Here is a 19,936-nt window from a genome sequence, read left to right as displayed (position 1 = left end):
TATGCCAATAATCATCAACGTAGACGTCATGTTGGCGAAAAGGAAAATGCAGTCTCAGGAACTTGCCGAAAAAATTGGCATTACTCAGGCTAATCTTTCCATTCTTAAAACCGGAAAAGCCAAAGCCGTAAAGCTTTCAACACTGGAAGCCATCTGCAAAGCACTGGATTGCCAACCCGGAGACATCCTGGAATATGTAAAAGATTAATATTCTTTAAGATTTTAAAACTAAAAAATCCGTTAAAAGTATTCCCAAACCTCACAAACTTCCTTAAAACCATTATTCACTCACAATAATATCAGATCTGACTTTTTAGATTTGACAAAAAATTTAATCACTATGAAAAAATATTTCATCGTCCCATTTCTTCTATGGGGAATGACTTCTTTTGCCCAGCAAAAAATTGAAAATCTCGATTTTGAAACCTCGGAAAACAATTCTCCTGCATTATGGAAATTAATGGGAAATAATTCTGCAAAAGTATTTTCCGATTTTAATGAAAAACAGCAGGGAAAGGCATCTGCAGTGATAGAATCTGAAGGTACAGAAGGCTTCAGAGCAATCATGTACACCCTTCCCAACAATTATGCAGGAAGAAAAATTACGCTTTCCGGATATCTCAAAACAGAAAATGTAACGGATGGATTTGCAGGATTATGGATGAGAATTGATCCTGAAGTTGCTTTTAACAATATGCAAAACGTGGGTCTGAAAGGCACAAACGACTGGAAAAAATATGAGGTTACCCTCAATATGTCTCCGGAAAACACACAGCAAATTGTTATAGGAGCATTGCTTTCAGGAAAAGGAAAAATCTGGGTAGACAACTTAAAAGTTTCCATCGACGGAAAAGACATTGATCATGCTAAAATTTTCGAAAAAAAATTAACGAAGGTTGAGCTTGATAAAGAATTTGATAAGGGTTCTACGATTTCCAATATCAACCTCGACCAAAATAATATTGAAAACCTTAAAAAACTATGCCTAATCTGGGGGTATCTGAAATATTATCATCCAGGCGTAGCAGAAGGAAATTACAACTGGGATTACGAACTTTTCAGAATTTATCATAAGCTTGAAAATGCTTCTTCTGAACAGAGAGATCAGATTTTAACAGACTGGATCAAAGGTTTAGGCAAATTTCAGACAGCAAAAAATTCTGAGCCTAAAAATGTGAAGATGAAACCGGATCTCGACTGGATCACCAGTTCCGGTTTCTCGAAAGAACTTACAGAGGTGCTTTTACAACTGAAAGATGCTAAAAGACCAAAAGTCAATTATTACGTCGATTTCTTTCCGAATGTAGACAATCCTGATTTCAGGCATGAAAATCCTTACAGAGAGATGAAGTATCCCGATGAAGGTTTCAGGCTGCTTTCTCTTTACAGATACTGGAACATAATTCAGTATTATTTTCCTTACAAAAACCTCATCGAGGAAGACTGGAAAGGCGTGCTCAAAGAATTTATCCCAAAATTCATCAACACAAAAGACGAAACGGAATACAATCTCGCTTCTCTGGAACTGATCGGAAGAATTCACGACACTCATGCCAACATTTGGGGAAACAGCAAATCGCTTGAAAAATATTTTGGCGAAAGGTATTCTCCGGTAAAATTAACTTTTGCAGAAAATAAACCTGTGGTTGAAGGCTTTTATGACGAAAATTTAGGAACACAGACCGGATTGAAAAAGGGAGATGTCATCACGGAAATTAATGGTGAAAATATGGACAACATCATTAAAAATATGCTGAAATATCTTCCTGCTTCCAATTATCCTACTCAACTTCGGGACATTTCGAGAAAATTGTTGCGAAGCAATGCAGAAACCATCAATCTTACCATTTTAAGAGACGGAAAAACGGAAGAAAAAACTATAAAAACCTATGCTTATTCAGACATTAAAATAAAAAAAGAGCCGAAAGAGTTTTTTAAAATGCTCGATGGCAACATTGCTTATGTTTATATGGGAAGTGTAAATGCCGATCTTCTTCCTGAAGTTTTTGAAAAAATTAAAAACACGAAAGGTTTGGTTATCGATTTCAGAAGCTATCCTTCAGATTTTGTGGTTTTTAAAATGGGAAAACTGCTAAAACCAGAATCCTCGGATTTCGTAAAATTCACGAATACAAGCAACAGTCAGCCGGGACTTTTCACTTTTACACCAAGCTTAAAAACTCAGGGAACGGGAAAAAAATATTATCAGGGTAAAATTGCCATTTTAATTAATGAAACCACGCAAAGCAGTGCGGAATATCATACCATGGCTTTCAGAACCGCACCAAATGCAAAAGTTTTCGGTTCTACAACGGCGGGAGCTGATGGAAATGTTTCGGATATAAAACTTCCTGGTAATATTTCCACCATGATCAGCGGAATCGGCATTTATTATCCCGACGGAAAAGAAACCCAGAGAATAGGAATCGTTCCCGATGTAGAAGTAAAACCTACAATAGACGGAATAAAAAACAATAAGGACGAAGTTTTGGAAAAAGCAACAAAATGGATTAATAATTAGCAACACTGATCGAAAATTTTATTTAGCTTTGTATATTCTTTAGATAAATCAAGTTTTATGAAAAAAATAATTACAGCAACTTTGCTATTCGGACTTTCTGTTTTTGCCAACGGATTATTTGCACAGGAATTATCAGCAGACCAGCTGAAAACCTTCCGCACCGATAATCTGGAAAGTTTCCAGAAAGCTTTCAGTCAGGAAGATTTTTCAAAATGCTATACCGTAAATGGTACAAAGACCGATCTGCTTTCTTTGAGTGTAAAAGAAAACAAAAAAAATGTCTTCAATTATCTGGTGAGTAAAACTGACGTAAATAAATCCTGCAGCGATGTTACTCCTCTAATGAGCGCAGCAGCTTCCGGAAATATGGATGCCGCAAAAATGCTGATGAAATTCGGGGCTAAAAAAGAGGCAAAAGACAGCAAAGGCAAAACGGCAAAAGACTACGCTGTTAAAAATAAACAGTCTGCAATGGCAATGGTTCTTTAATTTTTTTAGAGATAAATAATTTAAAACTTCCTTCGGGAAGTTTTTTTGTTTTTAAAACCTGCAAAAATCTTATCTTTGCCAACGGAAAATTCAAGGTTCGGATCTGAGCCTTAAACATTGAACTTTAAACAAATAATTATGTTTCGATCGCACACAAACGGAGAATTATCTCTTAAAAATCTTAATGAAGAAGTTACACTTTCAGGATGGGTACAGACTATCCGTGATAAAGGATTTATGATTTGGATAGATCTTCGGGATCGTTACGGAATTACGCAGCTTGTTTTCGATCAGGACCGTTCTACGGCAGAACTGATGGAAAATGCTAAAAAACTGGGACGTGAATTTGTGATTCAGGTTACCGGAAAAGTTATCGAAAGAGTAAGCAAAAACCCTAATATTCCGACAGGAGAAATTGAAATTTTAGTAGAGAAATTAACAGTTCTTAATGAATCTCAGCTTCCACCTTTCACCATTGAAGACGAAACGGACGGTGGCGAAGAATTGAGAATGAAATACCGTTACCTTGATATCAGAAGAAATCCTGTAAAAGACAAATTGATTTTCCGTCACAAAATGGCGCAGAAAGTAAGAAACTATCTTTCAGACAACGGATTTATCGAAGTTGAAACTCCGGTTTTAATTAAATCCACTCCGGAAGGAGCGAGAGATTTCGTGGTTCCGAGCAGAATGAATCCGGGACAATTTTATGCATTACCACAGTCTCCGCAGACTTTCAAACAGTTATTGATGGTCGGTGGAATGGATAAGTATTTCCAGATCGTAAAATGTTTCCGTGACGAGGATTTGAGAGCCGACAGACAGCCGGAATTTACACAAATCGACTGCGAAATGGCTTTCGTAGAGCAGGAAGATGTTATGAATGTTTTCGAAGGAATGACGAAAACTTTATTGAAAGATATTACAGGTCAGGAATTCGGAGATTTCCCAAGAATGACATTTGCTGATGCGATGCAGAAATACGGAAACGACAAACCGGACATCCGTTTCGGAATGGAATTCGTGGAACTGAATGATTTAGTAAAAGGCAAAGATTTCAAAATATTTGACGATGCAGAACTGGTTGTCGGAATCAATGTTGAAGGTTGTGCAGATTATACAAGAAAACAGATCGACGAACTTGTGGATTGGGTAAAAAGACCACAGATCGGAGCTTCGGGAATGGTTTGGATTAAATTCCAGAATGACGGCGTAAAAACTTCTTCGGTAAATAAATTCTACAGCGAGGAAGATTTGGCAAAAATCATTGAAAAATTCGGAGCTAAAGAAGGAGACTTGATGTTGATTCTTTCCGGAAACGAAAATAAGGTAAGAACTCAGCTTTCGGCTTTAAGAATGGAGCTTGGAAACCGTTTGGGATTAAGAAAAGGAAACGAATTCGCACCACTTTGGGTGGTTGATTTTCCTCTTTTGGAATTTGATGAAGAAAGCGGACGTTATCACGCGATGCACCACCCTTTCACGTCTCCAAAACCGGAAGATATTCATTTGCTGGAAACAGATCCGGGAAAAGCCAGAGCAAACGCTTACGATATGGTATTGAACGGAAATGAAATCGGCGGAGGTTCCATCAGAATTTTCGATAAAGATCTTCAGTCTAAAATGTTCGATCTTTTAGGATTTTCAAAAGAAGAAGCAGAAGCACAGTTTGGTTTCTTAATGAATGCCTTCAAATACGGAGCGCCGCCTCACGGTGGATTAGCTTTCGGGTTTGACCGTTTGGTAGCAATTCTGGACGGAAATGAGGTCATCAGAGATTATATCGCTTTCCCTAAAAATAACTCAGGACGTGATGTGATGATCGATGCGCCTTCTTCGATTGCTGATGAACAGCTCGATGAACTGGAACTGAAATTAAATTTAAAATCATAAATTAGAAGCGGGGAATTTTTCTCCGCTTTTTTTATGAAAACACTAATTTCTCTAATAGCCACTTTAGGATATATTTCTGCAATAGTCTGTGCAGTTTATTTCATAATCATATTTATAAAGAAAATACTTTATTACCCTCCAAACGTAAAAGAAAAAGCTTATGAAGAAATAATGAAGCTCTCTTACATTTCAGGATTATTGCTTGTATTTAGCTCAACCTGCTTTGGGGTAGCTAAAGAAATTGTAGAATATGATTTTAAAAGAACGTTGAGAAAACACACTATTGTTTCAGCAGATATTGAAAACATATTTTTTAGTCAGGAGGATATGAAAGGTATTTTTGATCATTTCGAAAATGATGAAGGACGTTACAGGTGCGAAAGCTTTAGCGGAATTATTAATCTGGATAACAACGAATCGATTTCTGTTGAAATTATAAAGCATTGCTATGAAAAGAACAGATACATTATTGTTTCTAAACAATACAGCGTAGAATCTACCATTGGAGACATCAACACGGATAAGTTTGATTATTTAAAAAAGAATATTGATAGTATTCAATAATTTTTAAACATACATCTCGTTAATAAAAGAATCATTTCTTTTTGTCATGAAAAAACTAATACCACTATTCTTTTTATTTTTTATCCATTTATTCAATTGTCAATATGCAGAAGGACAATATTATGAAAGTGAAATTTATAAACTAAAATTAAGAATTGAGAAAGGTGACAAAAAAGCTCTCTATGAACTAACACCTTATTTTGACAGCTCAAAAAAACTGGCGGAATATCTTGGGCATCATTATTATGAAACTGAAGAATTCTATCTTGCAAAAAGAGTTATTGAAGAAAATTTCATTTTTCCTGAGCAGGCAATTAATCTTGAAGAAATAAAAAATTCTGAAACTTATTCTGATTTCTTTAAAAAGAACGAAAACAAAATTAAGTATTCTCCAGAATTAGAAACATTTTATATTACCCCTCTCAAAGACAGAAAAGATTTCATAGAATTTCGGGAGCTGCCGATTGCAAAACTACAGAAACTTATTAAAAGACGCTCTGAAATCATCACTAAAGATTGGATAAAAGCAAGAGGAATTGATGTTTTAATACGCCAGAACAATCCCGAATCTCTTGTAAAAATTTGTGAAGAATTTTATCGTTTAAGAGATAAATTCAACTTTTTCAATAGAGATCAGGAAGATTTTCCGGAGCTTTTAAAATTGCTGATTCATAAAGATATTGGTTCTGTCGGAAGAAATGATTACAGAGTATGGGATACTGATGATTCTAATTTTGATAACAATGCAATCCTTAATTTGCTTATTTATTTCTCAAAAAACTACAAAAATTTTGTTTGGGACAATTCATCACATTGTTTCATTAATAAGTCTTTGAAATCTAAACAAATAGACGATATCGCGAATCTTTTTGAAGAACTCTCCAATGATAATGACTCCATTGCTTTAAATACATTCATTAAGCTTTCGCAAAGCGACACTAAAAGAGTAAACGAAATTAGTGCAGAAAAGGAAAGAAACATTCTTAGCAGTACTAATTCTATTATTCCAATGTTTCCCTATAGATTTCTTAGCCAGCTATCCCTTCTTACGTTGTATTATAGACAAAACCATATCGATTTTCAGGGAACAAAAGATCTTCATACGTATATTGAAAAATTAAGTTCGAAGATTTCTTTTAAAGAAAGAAGGGAGTACGAAAACTATTTAATAGACCATCTTACTTTACAGGATCTCACTCCATTAGAATATTGGTCATTGATTTATGAAAAAAGACCAAAATTATCAGAATCTGTTTCACGAATTTTAGACATTTATTATACGAAAAACTGGGATACAATTCTCAATGATGAAAAGCAGTTAGAATTGTATCTAAAAAAATCTTTATTATACGGAAGAATTGGCATTAACGGAAATGTTAATTATTATCTTTTTAAATTCACAGGAAACGGAGATGATGTGATAAAACTTTTAGATAAAATTAAATCAGAAGATCCTGATATTGTTTTTCAAATAGAAAATGCGAAAAAAATGTGTCTGAAAAGTTTTGACTATCCCATTTCACCTCAAAAAATATCCGATGGAAACTTTAACAGTGAAAAAGTTGATCTGAAAGATGAGACTGAAAAAATAAAAGTTACAGCAAAAGACAGTGATGATTTTGAATATAAAATTTTAAAACTTTTTTCAAAAGTGGGGTATTCACAGATTCCTGAAGCATTACAGATTTTAGAAAAATTAAATTTTAAAGAAAATAGCTACAATAACAAATATTCAATATTTGAAAGAGATTTCGGTTTTTTTGTAATTGAAAACTGGAAAGATAAAAAAGTAAGAGACGGATTTTTATCCGTTTATCAATCGCATACGGAAAAAGAGCTTTATAAATATTATCTTGATCTTGCAGGAATTGATTATAAAAATCAGGATGAAAGTTTAGATTACGATAAAATTTATGAAATTCTGAAATTCAATATTGTGACACCTTTCACTGGCAGTCAGGAACTTGAAAATGAAGTTGGTGCTGTTATTAAACTTTTAGAACTGGAACAAAATACTACACTGGGTTATCCTGATAAACTTTGTAATTCTGCAGGAATGTACATTTGCCCGCCTTCCGACCGCGCTTGGGAATGGAGAAAATATTTAAAAGATAAAAAACTACTTAAAGAAGAGCACTCCAGAATTGTTTCATTTAATTATGGCTATTATATTGATAAAGTTCTTCTTTATAGAGAAATAAACTCAAAATAAACCATCAAATATTCATCATATAACAAAATCCTTATAGAACTTACTGAAAACAAAAACAATATAAAACGGAATAACCGTAGATCCTTCAACATTACTGCTGATCTGTAAAAAATAAAAAGGTCTGAATTTCTTCTGACCTCTATTGGTTTTTTCTCCGCTTGTTTATGAGGATGATTTTTATGTTGATGTAATGGGTGTAATTTAAACCTTGATAAGAAATCTTTTGCAAAAACTGAAAATCTTTTTATAGAGAATAAAAAGATTTGTCAGTCTTTGTGAAGAAATGAATTTTTAATTGATAAAAGAAAATTTATTTACAAACATATTACCGATAATCGGTAGTGGAGTTTCTTTTTCATTTGCGGCATTTATTATTCCCAAAATCATTAAAATAAAGAATAAATAGCCAATGTATCCTAAAAAGTGCAATGACGGAACAATAGCAGCAACTATCGTCAGCACAATATTAAATAACGTGGAAACAATTGCCAATCCCAAACTCTGGCTGAGATGAAAATTAACCAGCTTGTCTTTTTGCGATTTGTCTCTTAAAAAAAATGCGATAAGCCATCCGATAAGCGTGATATACGAAATAATTGCTAAAACTTTGTTGTTCATGTTTTGAGTTTTTAAATTTCTGAATAAGATTATTTTCAACTCGGCAAAGATATTAGCGGCAAATCAGCAACAGCAATTTTGAGTGTCTATAAAGTGTCTATGAGGAAATTAAAAACGTCTACAAAACGTCTACACCAAATTTAAATCGCTTATTTTAAACCATTTACAACTAAGAAAGCTGCTGTATAAATTGATCCAGATCTTCATCTTTCCCCAGATTAAGCTTCTGTTTTATTCTGTAACGCGCCATTCTTATACTTTTTGGCTCTACATTCATCTGGGATGCAATTTCTTTAGTGGAAAGTTTCATCAAAATAAAACCACAATATTTTAAATCCAGCTGTGTAAGATTCTGGTTGGCTTTATCCAGTAGTTTATTGAAAAATTCAGGATAAATGGTATTGAAATTAGATCTGAACTTTTCAAAATCATCATCTACCAGAATTCCCTCTTCTATTGCTTTAAAAATCTGATGATCTATGACAGAAGGCGCGGCAGATTTTTTTTCCATCAGTTTTTCTTTAAGATTATTCAAAATTTCATTTTTCTTTTCAAGATGAAGCACACTTCCGATCAATTCTTTACGAACCTGATTTCTCTCAATCTCTAATTGCTTATTTTTCTCCGAAATAAGATGCATTCTCAGCTTATTATTCTTCTGATACTGATACCAGATGATCAACATTAATACAATCACAACAATCATGATCAGGATATAGATTCTCTGGTTAAAATTTTTAGACATCAGCGTTTCTATTTTTTCTTCCTTTTCTTTCATTTCATATTTTATGATGCTGTTTTGTATCGCTTTGTTTATATTTTCATCGTTTGCTTTCTTACTTGCAGCCTGAAAAAGCTGGTCGATCCTGTAGAATTCTTCCCAATCTTTTTGCGTCGCTGCGATTTTCTTCAGATCATCATAAAATAAAAGTTCTGTGACAGCATCCGGATAAGGCATTGCCTGTGCCTCCTTCAATCCACGATGGAAAAAAGCTTTGGCTTCATCTATTCTCTTATCTTCCAGCAGAATATCTCCCTTTGCGCCATAATAATTCCTGTATATGGACAGATAGTTATACCTTTTAGCAAGATGTAATGCTTTATTAAGATAAACATCGCCTTCCGGATTTTTCTTATAAAAAAGCAAATTATATCCGTAATTAAAATATAATGAAGCCAAAGCAAATTTCTGCGTGGTTTCATTTTTATTCTTTACCAGATCTACCGTTTCCTTTAAATATTTTAACAGCTGCTCCGAATTGTATTTTGAAGCCCGGTTAATATTAAAATCATTCTTCATGTAATTGGCAAATCCGCATCTGGCATTAATAATTGCTCCCACATCTTTGCTTCGATCCGCCAGTTCCAGAGATTCATTCAAAATTTTCACATCCTTATAATTGGAAATATAGAAAACAGAAACTCCAGCATCACTTGCCATTGCAAAATTTTCATTCAGCTTAAAAAGCCTGAAACTCTTTAAAAAATAATTAATTGACTGGTCATTAATCTCCAGAATCATGTATAGCTTTCCAATTGCAAAATTGTAATATGCTTTTGCCGGAGAACTCCCATTCTTACCGGAAAATTTTTCAGCTTCCGTAATATACTTTTTCGCAGATTCATAATCTTTTTTCGTAATGTAGGTTAATGCCAGTAAAGAATTCAGAAGCAGTTGGCTCTCACTAGATTTCGCAGATTTTTTTAATACAGATAAATCTCTTACTGCTTTGTTTAAATCTTCGTTTCTGTTGTTAAAAATATCAATTGCTTTTTCGTTCTGCGCTAAAAGCAACGTCTGAAATAAGAATAAAAAAAATACTGTGATAATTTTAAATTTCATAGAATTTTACCGATATATCTTGCTGTGGTTAAATAAATGTTACGGTAAAGGTAATATTATACTTCCGGATTCTTACGGAGTATTTCTTACATAACCTGTTCCTAAAAAAACATAAATAACTCAACTGTAATTATTTAAGATACCACAAAATAATTACACGGCACAATCATTGTACGTTTTACTTAAAATAAAGTACGATGAAAGCAATCTGGAACGGCGCCATTGGCTTTGGATTAGTCAATATTCCTGTCAAAATATATTCTGCTACCGAAACCACCAAACTGGATTTGGATATGCTGGATAAGTCTGATTTTTCGAATATTAGATTTAAAAGAGTGAACGAAAATACAGGCAAGGAAGTGAAATGGGAAAATATTGTAAAAGGATATCTCATGGACGACAAATACATTATTCTGGATGAAGAAGATTATGAAGCGGCAAGTCCTGAAAAATCCAAAATCCTTTCCATCGATCAGTTTGTAAAAGAAAGTGAAGTAGATTCTGTTTATTTTGAAAATCCGTACTATCTCGAACCTCAGAAAAATGGGGAAAATGCCTATCGTCTTTTGCTTAAAGCTTTAGCAAAAACAGAAATGGTGGGAGTAGGAACATTTGTTCTGCGCGAAAGTGAAGCCATCGGAATGATCCGCCCTTATAACAATGAAGTTCTGGTTTTAAACCGATTAAGATTCGCACAGGAAATCAGGGATTACGGAGATCTTAAAATTCCGGCGGCGAAAGCTCCGAAACCTGCTGAATTAAAAATGGCAGTAAACCTTATCGAACAGCTTTCACAGGAATTTGATCCTGAAATGTACAAAGACACCTATTCTGAAGCTTTAATGAAGATCATTAAACAGAAAGCGAAAGGTAAAAACATCAAAACGAAAAAAGCGGAACCTGCAAAAGAAGGAAAAGTAATTGATCTGATGGCGCAGTTAAAAGCCAGTTTACAGAATACAAAATCCAAAAATGCATCATAATGGCTCTGAAAGATTACAACGAAAAGCGGAAATTCGACAAAACCAGCGAACCGAAAGGAAAAACAAAAAAGAGCAAAGATCAGCTTATTTTTGTGATTCAGCGACACGCTGCATCACGACTGCATTATGATTTCCGTCTGGAAATGGATGGTGTGCTGAAAAGCTGGGCAGTTCCGAAAGGACCTTCCTTAGATCCTAAAGACAAACGTCTTGCGATGATGGTGGAAGATCATCCTTACGATTACAAAGACTTTGAAGGAAATATTCCGGAAGGAAATTACGGAGCCGGACAGGTTGAAATCTGGGACAGCGGAACCTATGAACCTCTTGATAACAATTCCAAACTTTCAGACGAAAAAGAGCTGCTAAAAGAGCTTCACGCCGGATCTTTGAAATTTATCCTTCACGGAAAAAAGCTGAAAGGCGAATTTGCTTTGGTAAAAATGAAAAATACGGAAGAAAATTCATGGCTCTTAATCAAACATAAAGACAATTTTGCAGAAAGTGATTATGATGCCGAAGAAAATACCGCGAAAAATTCTCAGGTCACAAAATTTTTAGAGGAAAAAAAAAGCCTCAAAAGCAGCAAAAAAAAGTCATAATCTCAGAAATAAAGCCCAAATTCAAAAGATACAATTCTTTAGTTGACGAAAAGAAAATTGAAAACTTTATCAAACCCATGCTGGCAAAACCTCATGATGAGGCTTTTGATGATGAAGACTGGATTTTTGAAATCAAATGGGACGGTTATCGCGCCGTTGCCGATTTAAGCAACGATCAACCCCAATTCTACTCCCGAAACGGAATTTCTTTCCTTTCAAAATTTGAAAAAATATCGCGGGATTTTGAAAATCAGATTCATCATATGATTCTTGATGGTGAAATTGTTGCCTACGATGAAAACGGAAAACCTAATTTCCAATGGCTTCAGCAGATTGGAGATAATCCGGATCTGGCTCTCACCTATCAGGTTTTTGATATTTTATGGCTGAATGGTCATTCTACGGAAGAACTGCCATTGATTCAGCGGAAAGAGCTTTTAAAGGAAGCACTCATTGAAACCGACGTCATCAAATACTGTGATCACGTTCCGGAAAAAGGGACTGCATTTTTCAGTCAGATGAAAAAGATGAAGCTCGAAGGGATGATCGCTAAAAAAGCCAACAGTATTTATGTAGAAAATTATCGGAGTTCCGACTGGCTGAAAATCAAATTTACCAATACTGAAGAAGCCATTATTTGCGGTTTTACAGAACCTCGAGGTTCAAGAAAAGGTTTCGGAGCTTTGATTTTAGGAAAATATATTGACGGAAAGCTCACGTACAGCGGACATACGGGAACGGGATTTAACCGCGAACTGATTCAGGAAATTCTTCAGAAATTAGAAAGAATCGCTGTTCCAAATTCTCCTTTCGAGATCAAACCTAAAACCAATATGCCTGTAACATGGACAAAACCTGAACTGGTGTGCGAAATCAAATATTCTGAAATTACCAAAGACGGAATTTTCAGACATCCTGTTTTTATCGCGCTCAGAGAAGACAAAAACCCTGAAGACGTTGAAAATACTTCCGAAGAAACAGAAACTATTTCCCAACCCAAAATGACTAAAATGACAACTTCCAAAAAGATAAAATCTTCTGAAAACGAACAAGAAATTACCCTGAACCGACACAAAGTAAAACTGACCAATCAGGACAAAATTTATTTCCCAAAAGATGGTATTACAAAAGGCGATGTCATCGAATATTACCAGTCGGTTACAGAGTATATTTTACCTCATCTTAAAAACCGTCCGCTTTCACTAAACCGTTTCCCGAACGGAATCGAAGAGCAGAATTTTTATCAGAAAGATGCCGGTGACAATATTCCTGACTGGATAAAAACAACACAGGTTTATTCGGAATCGAATGATAAAGACATTGATTATATTTACTGCAACGACAAAGCTACTTTGGCTTATTTAAACAATTTAGGCTGTATTGATATGAATCCGTGGAATTCTTCACTTCCCGATCTTGATCATCCTGACTTTTTGGTTTTAGACCTCGATCCTTCGAAAAAGAATACGTTTGATGAGGTTATTGAAACAGCTTTGCAGGTGAATGAAGTTTTAGGATCTGTAAAAATCCACGGATACTGCAAAACTTCCGGAAGCACGGGAATTCATATCTACATTCCGATGGGCGGAAAATACGATTTTGATCAGGTGAAAGATTTTGCGCACCTTTTAATGAAACAAGTCAATGAAAAATTGCCAAAACTCACGACACTGGAAAGAAGCTTACAAAAGCGTGACAACAAGAAAATCTACCTCGATTATCTTCAAAACAGAACCGGACAAACTTTAGCGAGTGCTTACAGTTTGCGGCCAAAAGAAGGAGCTTCCGTTTCGATGCCTCTGGAATGGAAAGAGCTGAAAAAAGGCTTACAACCTACAGATTTCAACATTCACAATGCTTTAGACAGAATTAAAGAAAAGGGAGATTTGTTTAAACCTGTTCTGAGAAAGGGAATTGATATGATGAAGGCGCTGGAATTGTTGGGGGATGTTGAATAAAATTAATCGCTTAAATTTTCAATGATTTTTAAGCAAAAATCAATACTATTCTTATCTCTTAAATGATTGGTTAATAAATACAAATTATCAATAATATCATTAATCGATAAAATTAAATCGTTCTTAAAGAATTTTCTTTGCATTAAATGTAGTTCTAAATCATCATATAAATATTGTAAATATTCAACATCATTAATTTTAGAAAAACATTCGCAGAAAACATAATCTGAATTATACTTCCCTTGTAAAATAAAGTCATTGGAATGTAAAAACCTTGACACAATATACATTTGAAAATCTGCCGATTTAAAAACCTCTTCCACAAAATCATCATGCTGTTTTGGAGTTAAATTTTCTAAAATATTCTTTAAGTAAGGATAATGTTCATATTCGAAATTTTCCGAACTGTCATAAGAGCTTATATTGTCAATATAAGTTTTAATTTCTAAAAACTGATCATTCATAGTATGAGTTAAGGAAGTTTCGCCACCAGACTTTCAGGCAGCATTTTCAAAATCAGATAAATGATTTTCCATTTGAAATTCGGAACAATAGTGAAAGAATTTCCTGCGTTTACGATATGTTTTGCCACATAATCAGGTTCCATCATTAAAGATTCATTCAATTGTAAACCTTCATTGATTTTTGTACGGATGTAGCCAATTACTAAAGCATTGACTTTTATATTTCTTAAAGCCAATTCCTGTCTTAAACCAGCTAAATACGTGGTAAAAGCAGCTTTTGTACTACCATAAACAAAATTGCTTTTTCTCCCGCGAACTCCCGAAAGCGAAGACAATCCGATAATCCTTTCGAGATTTTTATTGTTTTTATCCCTCGCAATAATATTCAGAATAGAAACGGCTCCCATATAATTGACCAGCATCATTTGCTGAGCTCCTTTGAAGTCTATCAAAGCGGTTTCATTATCCACTAAAAAACCTGCTGCATACACCACAATATGAGGTTTTACAGGAAGTTCATCATAAAATTTCTGATGAGAATCAAAATCAACAGCATCAAAAGATAAAACCTTCACTTTGGAATTCAGATTATGTTCTAAAACAAATTGTTCTAAAGAGATTGTATTTCGGGAGGCGGCAATAATGGAAAATCCTTTTTCAACGTATTGTTTCGCTGCCTGTTTTGCAACATCGGAATTCGCGCCTAAAATGAGAACGGTTTTGTTTGTGTTTTGATTCATGGGGCAAAGATAACTTAAACCACAAATAACACAAATATTTTCACTAATGGCACAAAGATTTACCGCTATTTTTGTCATTTCGACGAAGGAGAAATCTATTTTTTCCAACCGTTAAGATTTTAGTTGAGGAGTTAAGATTATTAAGGTAGAAGCTTCGCTTTTAATTTCTCGGAGATTTTTTAAACACAAATTTCACGAATGTTTTTTCACAAATAAACACAATTGCTAAATGCTATCCTGTCATTTCGACGGAGGAGAAATCTAATTTTTACCATTAAGATTTAGTTGAGGAGTTAAGATTATTAAGGTAAAAGCTTTGCTTTTGATTTTCAGAATTTTTTTTTAAACACGAATTGCACGAATATTTTTTCACGAATAAACACAATTTACTAAAATCTCGCTTGTCATTTCGACGGAGGAGAAATCTATTTTAAACCGTTAAGATTTAGTTGAGGAGTTAAGATTATTAAGGTAAAAGCTTTGCTTTTAATTTTCAGATTTTTTTTTAAACACGAATTGCACGAATGTTTTTTCACAAATAAACACAATTGCTAAATGCTCTCCTGTCATTTCGACAGAAGAAAAATCTATTTTTAACCGTTAAGATTGAGTTGAGGAGTTAAGATTATTAAGGCAGGAGCTTCGCTTTTAATTTCTCGGAGTTTTTTTAAACACAAATTTCACAAATGGTTTTCACGAATAAACACAATTGCTAAATGCTATTTTGTCATTTCGACGAAGGAGAAATCTATTTTTAAACCGTTAAGATTTAATTGAGATGTTAAGATTATTGAAGTAGATTCTTCTCTCCGCTTGGCTTCGGTCAGAATGACCATCCTACGTTAAAAATAATTGCAGGTTAAATTTCTACGAAGGATAACCTTTCCGGATATTAAAATAGAAAAATATTCATATAAAAATTTTCGGCGGGGTGAGCTTTGCTCACCCCGCCGAAACGAAATATTTTAAAAACTGAAAAATTATTTTTTCTCAGTTTCAATTTCTTTTTTGTCTTCCGCTTTATCAAAAGTCTTGGATTTATCTCCGAAACGCGCTTCCGTAAATTCTCTTGAAACCGCAGCTTTTTCGAATTTCAGCTTTCCGGATAATGTTTCAATAACGAAACCATCTTCCTGAACCTGAGCAATTCTTCCGTGAAGTCCGGAAGTAAGAACCACTCTTGTTCCCACTTTAAGAGTTTCCTGGAAGTTCTTCTCCTGCTTCTGCTTTCTCATCTGAGGTCTGATCATCAGGAAGTAGAAACCTACCACCATCACCCCCATCATGATCATCATCATTCCTCCGCCGCCTTGTGGCTGTGCCTGTAAAAATATGGATAACATGTTCATGATCTTATGGTTGAATATTAGCAGTGAAATTGATTCGGATCGGAGCTTTTTCTACGTTTGCAAAAACATCAGCAAATTTGTTAACATTTCCGTCGAAGTTTGTAGAATCGAAATGCAAAGTAATCTTTCCTTTTTTACCCGGCATAATCGGTTCTTTTGTAAAATCAGGAGCTGTACATCCGCATCCGGGCTTTACTTCAGAGATAACCAAAGGATTTGTTCCGGTATTGGTAATTTCGTAAACGTGTTCTACTTTATCACCTTTTTTAATTTTTCCGAAATCAAAATTGTTTTCAGAAAGTGCAACCGTAGTTAAAGGCTGATTGGAAACCGGAGCCGCAGTTGTTTCTCCTGAAACCGGAGCTACAGCAGCAGAGTCTCCCGTTGCTGCAGGCGTTGAAGCTGCAATTTCAGTTCCTGTAACTTCTTTATTTTCTTTTTTGCAGGAAACGAATCCAAAGCCTATGACAGACAAAGCAATGATGGATAATGTCTTTTTCATATGAAGATAATTTATATTCTGTTTAAATCTTTACAATATTTATCTAAAATTCCGTTAATGAAAATATTGGAGCGGTCTGTTGCGAAAACTTTTGCGATCTCGATATATTCATTAATGATAACTCTTGAAGGGGTAAAAGGAAAATTGTCCAGCTCCGCCATTGCTGTTGATAAGATCACTTTATCCATTAGAGAAACTCTTTCAAGATCCCAGTTTTCCAGTCTTTCTTCCAATTTCTTTTCGTTGTTTTCCCAACTGTCCAAAGTATTTCTAAGAAGCTTCATTGCGAAAGTTTTATCGTCTTCGTCTTTAATCATTTTAATTAAAGTACGGCTTTCTTCATCTTCTTTCAGGAAACCGATGGTCTTCTGCACCATTGAATTCGCGATGTGGATATCATCATACCATGAAAGTTCTTTATCACCAAGATAATCATGAAAATCATCGTTTTCGGCAATATATCTTAAGAATAATTTCCCGATAAACTTCTGATCTTCCTCAAAAGAATATCCTTCTTCTTTCATAAAATCCTGATAACGCTTTCCGGCAGACATTCTCTGGAAAGTTTTTACCAAAAGATCATCATGCAGGTCCCATTTCAATTGCTTGTGCTGTCCTGTGAAAAATAATCTCTCAGGATTTTCTTCCAATTTAATTAAAACTTGATTGTTGATGAATTTTTGGTTAGGATTAATGTCAGCATCGGTTTTGATGTATTTGTTTTTACCGATCTCAATCTGATTTTCAGCCAGTTCTTTCAGCGCAACCAAAAAGTTTAACTGATAGATGTAGAGATAATAGATTTTCTCTATTCCGGCAAACATATTTTTCTCTAATACATCAAACTTTACAGGATTCTGGTAATAAGAATACACAGTCTGTACTACTTTTTCACGGATTTGTCGTCTTCCTAACATTCAAAGAGCTTTTTTATGGGTGCAAAGATACGAAATTTAAAATTTATGAAATTCGTAGTCTGAGGTGATTTTTGTAATTTTGTGAAACTTTATGAAAGCGCTAAAAACATTAAACCCCTATTTCTGGAAGCACAAAATATTGTTGTTCTGGGGAGTATTATTCATCATTGCAAGTAATTTTTTCAATATATATAAGGTTCAGTTTGTAGGAAAATCTGTGGACGAGCTTACGAAAAACGGGAATTTAGGTTTCAACAGACAGGTTTTAGTCTATGTTGCCATTATCGTCGGCTGTTCTTTACTCACCGGATTTTTCACCTTTATGATGCGGCAGACGATTATTGTGGCTTCAAGAAGAATAGAATATGAGCTTAAAAATAAAATCTACAGACATTATCAGGATTTATCTTTAACGGACTATAAACAAACCACGATCGGAGATTTAATGAACCGTTTAAGTGAAGATGTGGTTGCAGTAAGGATGTATCTCGGTCCGGGAGTGATGTATGTTGCCAATTTAATTGTTCTTGTGGTAATCACAGCAATTTATATGCTTACTACGGATGTTTCTATGACACTCTGGACTTTGCTTCCCCTTCCGATTTTATCCTTTGCGATTTATAAAGTAAGCTCAATAATCAATCAGAAATCAAAGATCATGCAGAAAAGCCAGTCGGCGATTTCTACTTTTGTACAGGACAGTTTTTCGGGAATCCGCGTGGTGAAATTTTTTGCAAGGGAAAATTATATCAAAAAAAATTATGGTACGAAGGTAACCGACTATCAGAACAAAGCATTGGATCTGGCAAAAACGGAAGCTTATTTCTTTACGATTATTTTATTCGTTATCGGTTTGCTGAATGTTGCCATTATCTGGATCGGCGGACAGAAATATATTGCAGGAGAATTAAGCATCGGTAAAATTGCCGACTTTTTCATGTATATCAATACGCTTATTTTTCCTTTCTCAATGGTTGGCTGGGTTACTTCAGTGAATCAGAGAGCAGAAGCTTCCATGCAGAGAATTAACGAATTCATGGATAAAAAATCTGAAATCGTTAATAAGAACTTCGACAATTATGAAATTAAAGGCGATATTGAGTTCCGAAATGTTTCTTATGTCTATCCGAATACAGGAATCAGAGCTCTGGATAATCTAAGTTTTACTCTGAAAGCCGGAGAATCTTTGGCGATCATGGGAAAAACAGGAAGCGGAAAATCTACGATTGCATTGCTTCTCTGCCGTTTGATTGATCCTACGGAAGGTGAAATTCTAATTGACGGTAAAAATTTAAAAGAACATAATTTAGAAAACTACAGAAATTTCATCGGATATATTCCTCAGGAAAGTTATCTGTTCTCAGATTCCATTGAAAACAACATCGGATTTGCCATCGACAGACCTTCTCACGAAAAAGTGGTGGAATACGCCAAAATTGCTGATGTTGATAAAAATATTGTTGAGTTTAAAGAACAGTACCAAACCATGGTTGGAGAGCGTGGCGTTATGCTTTCCGGAGGTCAGAAACAGCGAATCTGTATTGCCAGAGCGCTGATTAAAGATCCGAACATTATTATTTTTGACGATTCCCTGTCTGCTCTGGACACTGAAACAGAACAGAACATTCTTGAAAATATAGACCGAAAAATCCGTAATGCAACTTCTATAATCATCACACACAGAGAGTCTAGCGCACAGAGAGCCGACAAAATCCTCAACTTAACCGAAATTAACAATTCCGTAACAGCATAGCAGAATCGTTCACAAATGTTAAATAAATCATAAAAAAAATTTTGTGATTAAAAGAAAACTTTTATATTTGTTCTTAACAAGATTAAAAAATATCTAACAATGAGTGAATACAAGGAACGCCATGAAAATGAAATTTTCACGAAGGTGTTAAAAGCAGGGAGAAGAACTTATTTCTTTGATGTGCGCGAGACGAAAGCAGGAGATTATTATCTTACGATTACCGAAAGCAAAAAGAATTTCGGAGAGAATGGAGAAGCTACATTCGAGAAGCATAAAATTTACCTTTATAAGGAAGATTTTAAGAGTTTTCAGGAGATGTTTAATGAGTCCACAGATTTCATCATTAACGAGAAGGGTGAGGATGTAATATCAGAAAAACACGACAAAGACTTCAAAAGCAGATCTTACACCATCGATTCTGACGACGAAGTTTAAAAAAGAATAATTCTAAAAACACAAGCATCTGAAAAAGGGTGCTTTTTTTTTGCTTATGTATTTTATCTGAGCAGAGCATATTTTTCTTTTTAC

At 34.5% G+C, this 19,936-nt stretch carries 18 protein-coding genes; 11 read left to right on the top strand and 7 right to left on the bottom strand.

Annotated elements, in window-relative coordinates:
* The first annotated feature begins 1 nt into the window (after position 1).
* The 6 genes from WFH39_RS00720 to WFH39_RS00695 all read left to right on the top strand — a co-directional run bounded on the left by WFH39_RS00720 (position 2) and on the right by WFH39_RS00695 (position 7,679).
* Positions 2-208, top strand: a complete 207-nt coding sequence (locus tag WFH39_RS00720; protein ID WP_039365153.1) for a helix-turn-helix domain-containing protein — start codon at positions 2-4, stop codon at positions 206-208.
* Between the two features lie 132 nt (positions 209-340).
* Positions 341-2,521 (top strand): S41 family peptidase, encoded by a 2,181-nt coding sequence (locus tag WFH39_RS00715; RefSeq protein ID WP_336688422.1) that lies wholly within the window; start codon positions 341-343, stop codon positions 2,519-2,521.
* A gap of 57 nt (positions 2,522-2,578) precedes the next feature.
* Positions 2,579-3,010: an ankyrin repeat domain-containing protein gene (locus WFH39_RS00710; protein WP_214591029.1), complete on the top strand. Its 432-nt coding sequence runs from the start codon at positions 2,579-2,581 to the stop codon at positions 3,008-3,010.
* 138 nt (positions 3,011-3,148) lie between these two features.
* Positions 3,149-4,903: an aspartate--tRNA ligase gene (aspS, locus tag WFH39_RS00705; RefSeq protein WP_336688421.1), complete on the top strand. Its 1,755-nt coding sequence runs from the start codon at positions 3,149-3,151 to the stop codon at positions 4,901-4,903.
* Positions 4,904-4,936: 33 nt separating this feature from the next.
* Complete coding sequence (locus tag WFH39_RS00700) at positions 4,937-5,467, top strand: hypothetical protein (RefSeq protein WP_336688420.1); 531 nt, start codon at positions 4,937-4,939, stop codon at positions 5,465-5,467.
* A gap of 46 nt (positions 5,468-5,513) precedes the next feature.
* The gene (locus WFH39_RS00695) at positions 5,514-7,679 is read left to right on the top strand and encodes a hypothetical protein (protein WP_336688419.1); all 2,166 of its coding nucleotides are present in this window, start codon (positions 5,514-5,516) and stop codon (positions 7,677-7,679) included.
* Between the two features lie 291 nt (positions 7,680-7,970).
* Here WFH39_RS00695 and WFH39_RS00690 read toward each other — a convergent pair whose 3' ends face one another.
* Both WFH39_RS00690 and WFH39_RS00685 read right to left on the bottom strand, forming a co-directional pair.
* On the bottom strand, positions 7,971-8,297 hold the full coding sequence (locus WFH39_RS00690; RefSeq protein WP_336688418.1) for a DUF4870 domain-containing protein: 327 nt from the start codon (positions 8,295-8,297) through the stop codon (positions 7,971-7,973).
* A 169-nt stretch (positions 8,298-8,466) separates the two neighbouring features.
* Positions 8,467-10,140 carry a helix-turn-helix transcriptional regulator gene (locus WFH39_RS00685; RefSeq protein ID WP_336688417.1) on the bottom strand — a complete coding sequence of 558 codons (1,674 nt, stop codon included), beginning with the start codon at positions 10,138-10,140 and terminating at the stop codon, positions 8,467-8,469.
* Between the two features lie 197 nt (positions 10,141-10,337).
* Here WFH39_RS00685 and ku point away from each other — a divergent pair, with 197 nt between their 5' ends.
* The 3 genes from ku to ligD all read left to right on the top strand — a co-directional run bounded on the left by ku (position 10,338) and on the right by ligD (position 13,683).
* Positions 10,338-11,123 (top strand): non-homologous end joining protein Ku, encoded by a 786-nt coding sequence (ku, locus tag WFH39_RS00680; RefSeq protein ID WP_185208849.1) that lies wholly within the window; start codon positions 10,338-10,340, stop codon positions 11,121-11,123.
* A complete protein-coding gene (locus WFH39_RS00675; RefSeq protein ID WP_336688416.1) occupies positions 11,123-11,725 on the top strand; it encodes a DNA polymerase ligase N-terminal domain-containing protein in 603 nt (200 codons plus the stop codon). Before ku ends, WFH39_RS00675 begins: the two co-directional genes overlap by 1 nt.
* A 77-nt stretch (positions 11,726-11,802) precedes the next feature.
* Positions 11,803-13,683, top strand: a complete 1,881-nt coding sequence (gene ligD / locus WFH39_RS00670) for a DNA ligase D (RefSeq protein ID WP_336688415.1) — start codon at positions 11,803-11,805, stop codon at positions 13,681-13,683.
* A gap of 2 nt (positions 13,684-13,685) precedes the next feature.
* On the opposite strand, the gene WFH39_RS00665 is transcribed toward ligD, so the two are convergent.
* From WFH39_RS00665 to WFH39_RS00645, 5 genes are all read right to left on the bottom strand, one after another.
* Positions 13,686-14,147 (bottom strand): hypothetical protein, encoded by a 462-nt coding sequence (locus WFH39_RS00665; protein ID WP_336688414.1) that lies wholly within the window; start codon positions 14,145-14,147, stop codon positions 13,686-13,688.
* An 8-nt stretch (positions 14,148-14,155) separates the two neighbouring features.
* On the bottom strand, positions 14,156-14,887 hold the full coding sequence (locus WFH39_RS00660) for an SDR family NAD(P)-dependent oxidoreductase (RefSeq protein WP_336688413.1): 732 nt from the start codon (positions 14,885-14,887) through the stop codon (positions 14,156-14,158).
* Between the two features lie 980 nt (positions 14,888-15,867).
* On the bottom strand, positions 15,868-16,230 hold the full coding sequence (yajC, locus tag WFH39_RS00655; RefSeq protein ID WP_336688677.1) for a preprotein translocase subunit YajC: 363 nt from the start codon (positions 16,228-16,230) through the stop codon (positions 15,868-15,870).
* A 10-nt stretch (positions 16,231-16,240) separates the two neighbouring features.
* Positions 16,241-16,738, bottom strand: a complete 498-nt coding sequence (locus WFH39_RS00650; RefSeq protein ID WP_336688412.1) for a DUF1573 domain-containing protein — start codon at positions 16,736-16,738, stop codon at positions 16,241-16,243.
* A gap of 11 nt (positions 16,739-16,749) precedes the next feature.
* Positions 16,750-17,655: a transcription antitermination protein NusB gene (locus WFH39_RS00645; RefSeq protein WP_087709578.1), complete on the bottom strand. Its 906-nt coding sequence runs from the start codon at positions 17,653-17,655 to the stop codon at positions 16,750-16,752.
* Positions 17,656-17,746: 91 nt separating this feature from the next.
* On the opposite strand from WFH39_RS00645, the gene WFH39_RS00640 reads away from it, so the two are divergent.
* Both WFH39_RS00640 and WFH39_RS00635 read left to right on the top strand, forming a co-directional pair.
* Positions 17,747-19,408: an ABC transporter ATP-binding protein gene (locus tag WFH39_RS00640; protein WP_336688411.1), complete on the top strand. Its 1,662-nt coding sequence runs from the start codon at positions 17,747-17,749 to the stop codon at positions 19,406-19,408.
* Between the two features lie 99 nt (positions 19,409-19,507).
* Positions 19,508-19,843, top strand: a complete 336-nt coding sequence (locus tag WFH39_RS00635; RefSeq protein ID WP_002976288.1) for a DUF3276 family protein — start codon at positions 19,508-19,510, stop codon at positions 19,841-19,843.
* The last annotated feature ends 93 nt before the right edge of the window (positions 19,844-19,936 follow it).

Source organism: Chryseobacterium sp. MMO-72 (assembly GCF_037146035.1).
Classification (GTDB): domain Bacteria; phylum Bacteroidota; class Bacteroidia; order Flavobacteriales; family Weeksellaceae; genus Chryseobacterium; species Chryseobacterium indicum.
Note: the sequence above shows the minus strand (reverse complement) of the source record. Positions and strands in the feature narration are given on the sequence as shown.

Coding starts and splice junctions, on each gene's coding strand:
- yajC (WP_336688677.1), bottom strand. CDS start 16,230: ATGTTATCCATATTTTTACAGGCACAGCCACAAGGCGGCGGAGGAATG.
- WFH39_RS00695 (WP_336688419.1), top strand. CDS start 5,514: ATGAAAAAACTAATACCACTATTCTTTTTATTTTTTATCCATTTATTC.
- WFH39_RS00710 (WP_214591029.1), top strand. CDS start 2,579: ATGAAAAAAATAATTACAGCAACTTTGCTATTCGGACTTTCTGTTTTT.
- WFH39_RS00690 (WP_336688418.1), bottom strand. CDS start 8,297: ATGAACAACAAAGTTTTAGCAATTATTTCGTATATCACGCTTATCGGA.
- WFH39_RS00665 (WP_336688414.1), bottom strand. CDS start 14,147: ATGAATGATCAGTTTTTAGAAATTAAAACTTATATTGACAATATAAGC.
- WFH39_RS00660 (WP_336688413.1), bottom strand. CDS start 14,887: ATGAATCAAAACACAAACAAAACCGTTCTCATTTTAGGCGCGAATTCC.
- WFH39_RS00645 (WP_087709578.1), bottom strand. CDS start 17,655: ATGTTAGGAAGACGACAAATCCGTGAAAAAGTAGTACAGACTGTGTAT.
- WFH39_RS00720 (WP_039365153.1), top strand. CDS start 2: ATGCCAATAATCATCAACGTAGACGTCATGTTGGCGAAAAGGAAAATG.
- WFH39_RS00640 (WP_336688411.1), top strand. CDS start 17,747: ATGAAAGCGCTAAAAACATTAAACCCCTATTTCTGGAAGCACAAAATA.
- WFH39_RS00675 (WP_336688416.1), top strand. CDS start 11,123: ATGGCTCTGAAAGATTACAACGAAAAGCGGAAATTCGACAAAACCAGC.
- WFH39_RS00685 (WP_336688417.1), bottom strand. CDS start 10,140: ATGAAATTTAAAATTATCACAGTATTTTTTTTATTCTTATTTCAGACG.
- ligD (WP_336688415.1), top strand. CDS start 11,803: ATGCTGGCAAAACCTCATGATGAGGCTTTTGATGATGAAGACTGGATT.
- WFH39_RS00700 (WP_336688420.1), top strand. CDS start 4,937: ATGAAAACACTAATTTCTCTAATAGCCACTTTAGGATATATTTCTGCA.
- aspS (WP_336688421.1), top strand. CDS start 3,149: ATGTTTCGATCGCACACAAACGGAGAATTATCTCTTAAAAATCTTAAT.
- WFH39_RS00650 (WP_336688412.1), bottom strand. CDS start 16,738: ATGAAAAAGACATTATCCATCATTGCTTTGTCTGTCATAGGCTTTGGA.
- WFH39_RS00635 (WP_002976288.1), top strand. CDS start 19,508: ATGAGTGAATACAAGGAACGCCATGAAAATGAAATTTTCACGAAGGTG.
- ku (WP_185208849.1), top strand. CDS start 10,338: ATGAAAGCAATCTGGAACGGCGCCATTGGCTTTGGATTAGTCAATATT.
- WFH39_RS00715 (WP_336688422.1), top strand. CDS start 341: ATGAAAAAATATTTCATCGTCCCATTTCTTCTATGGGGAATGACTTCT.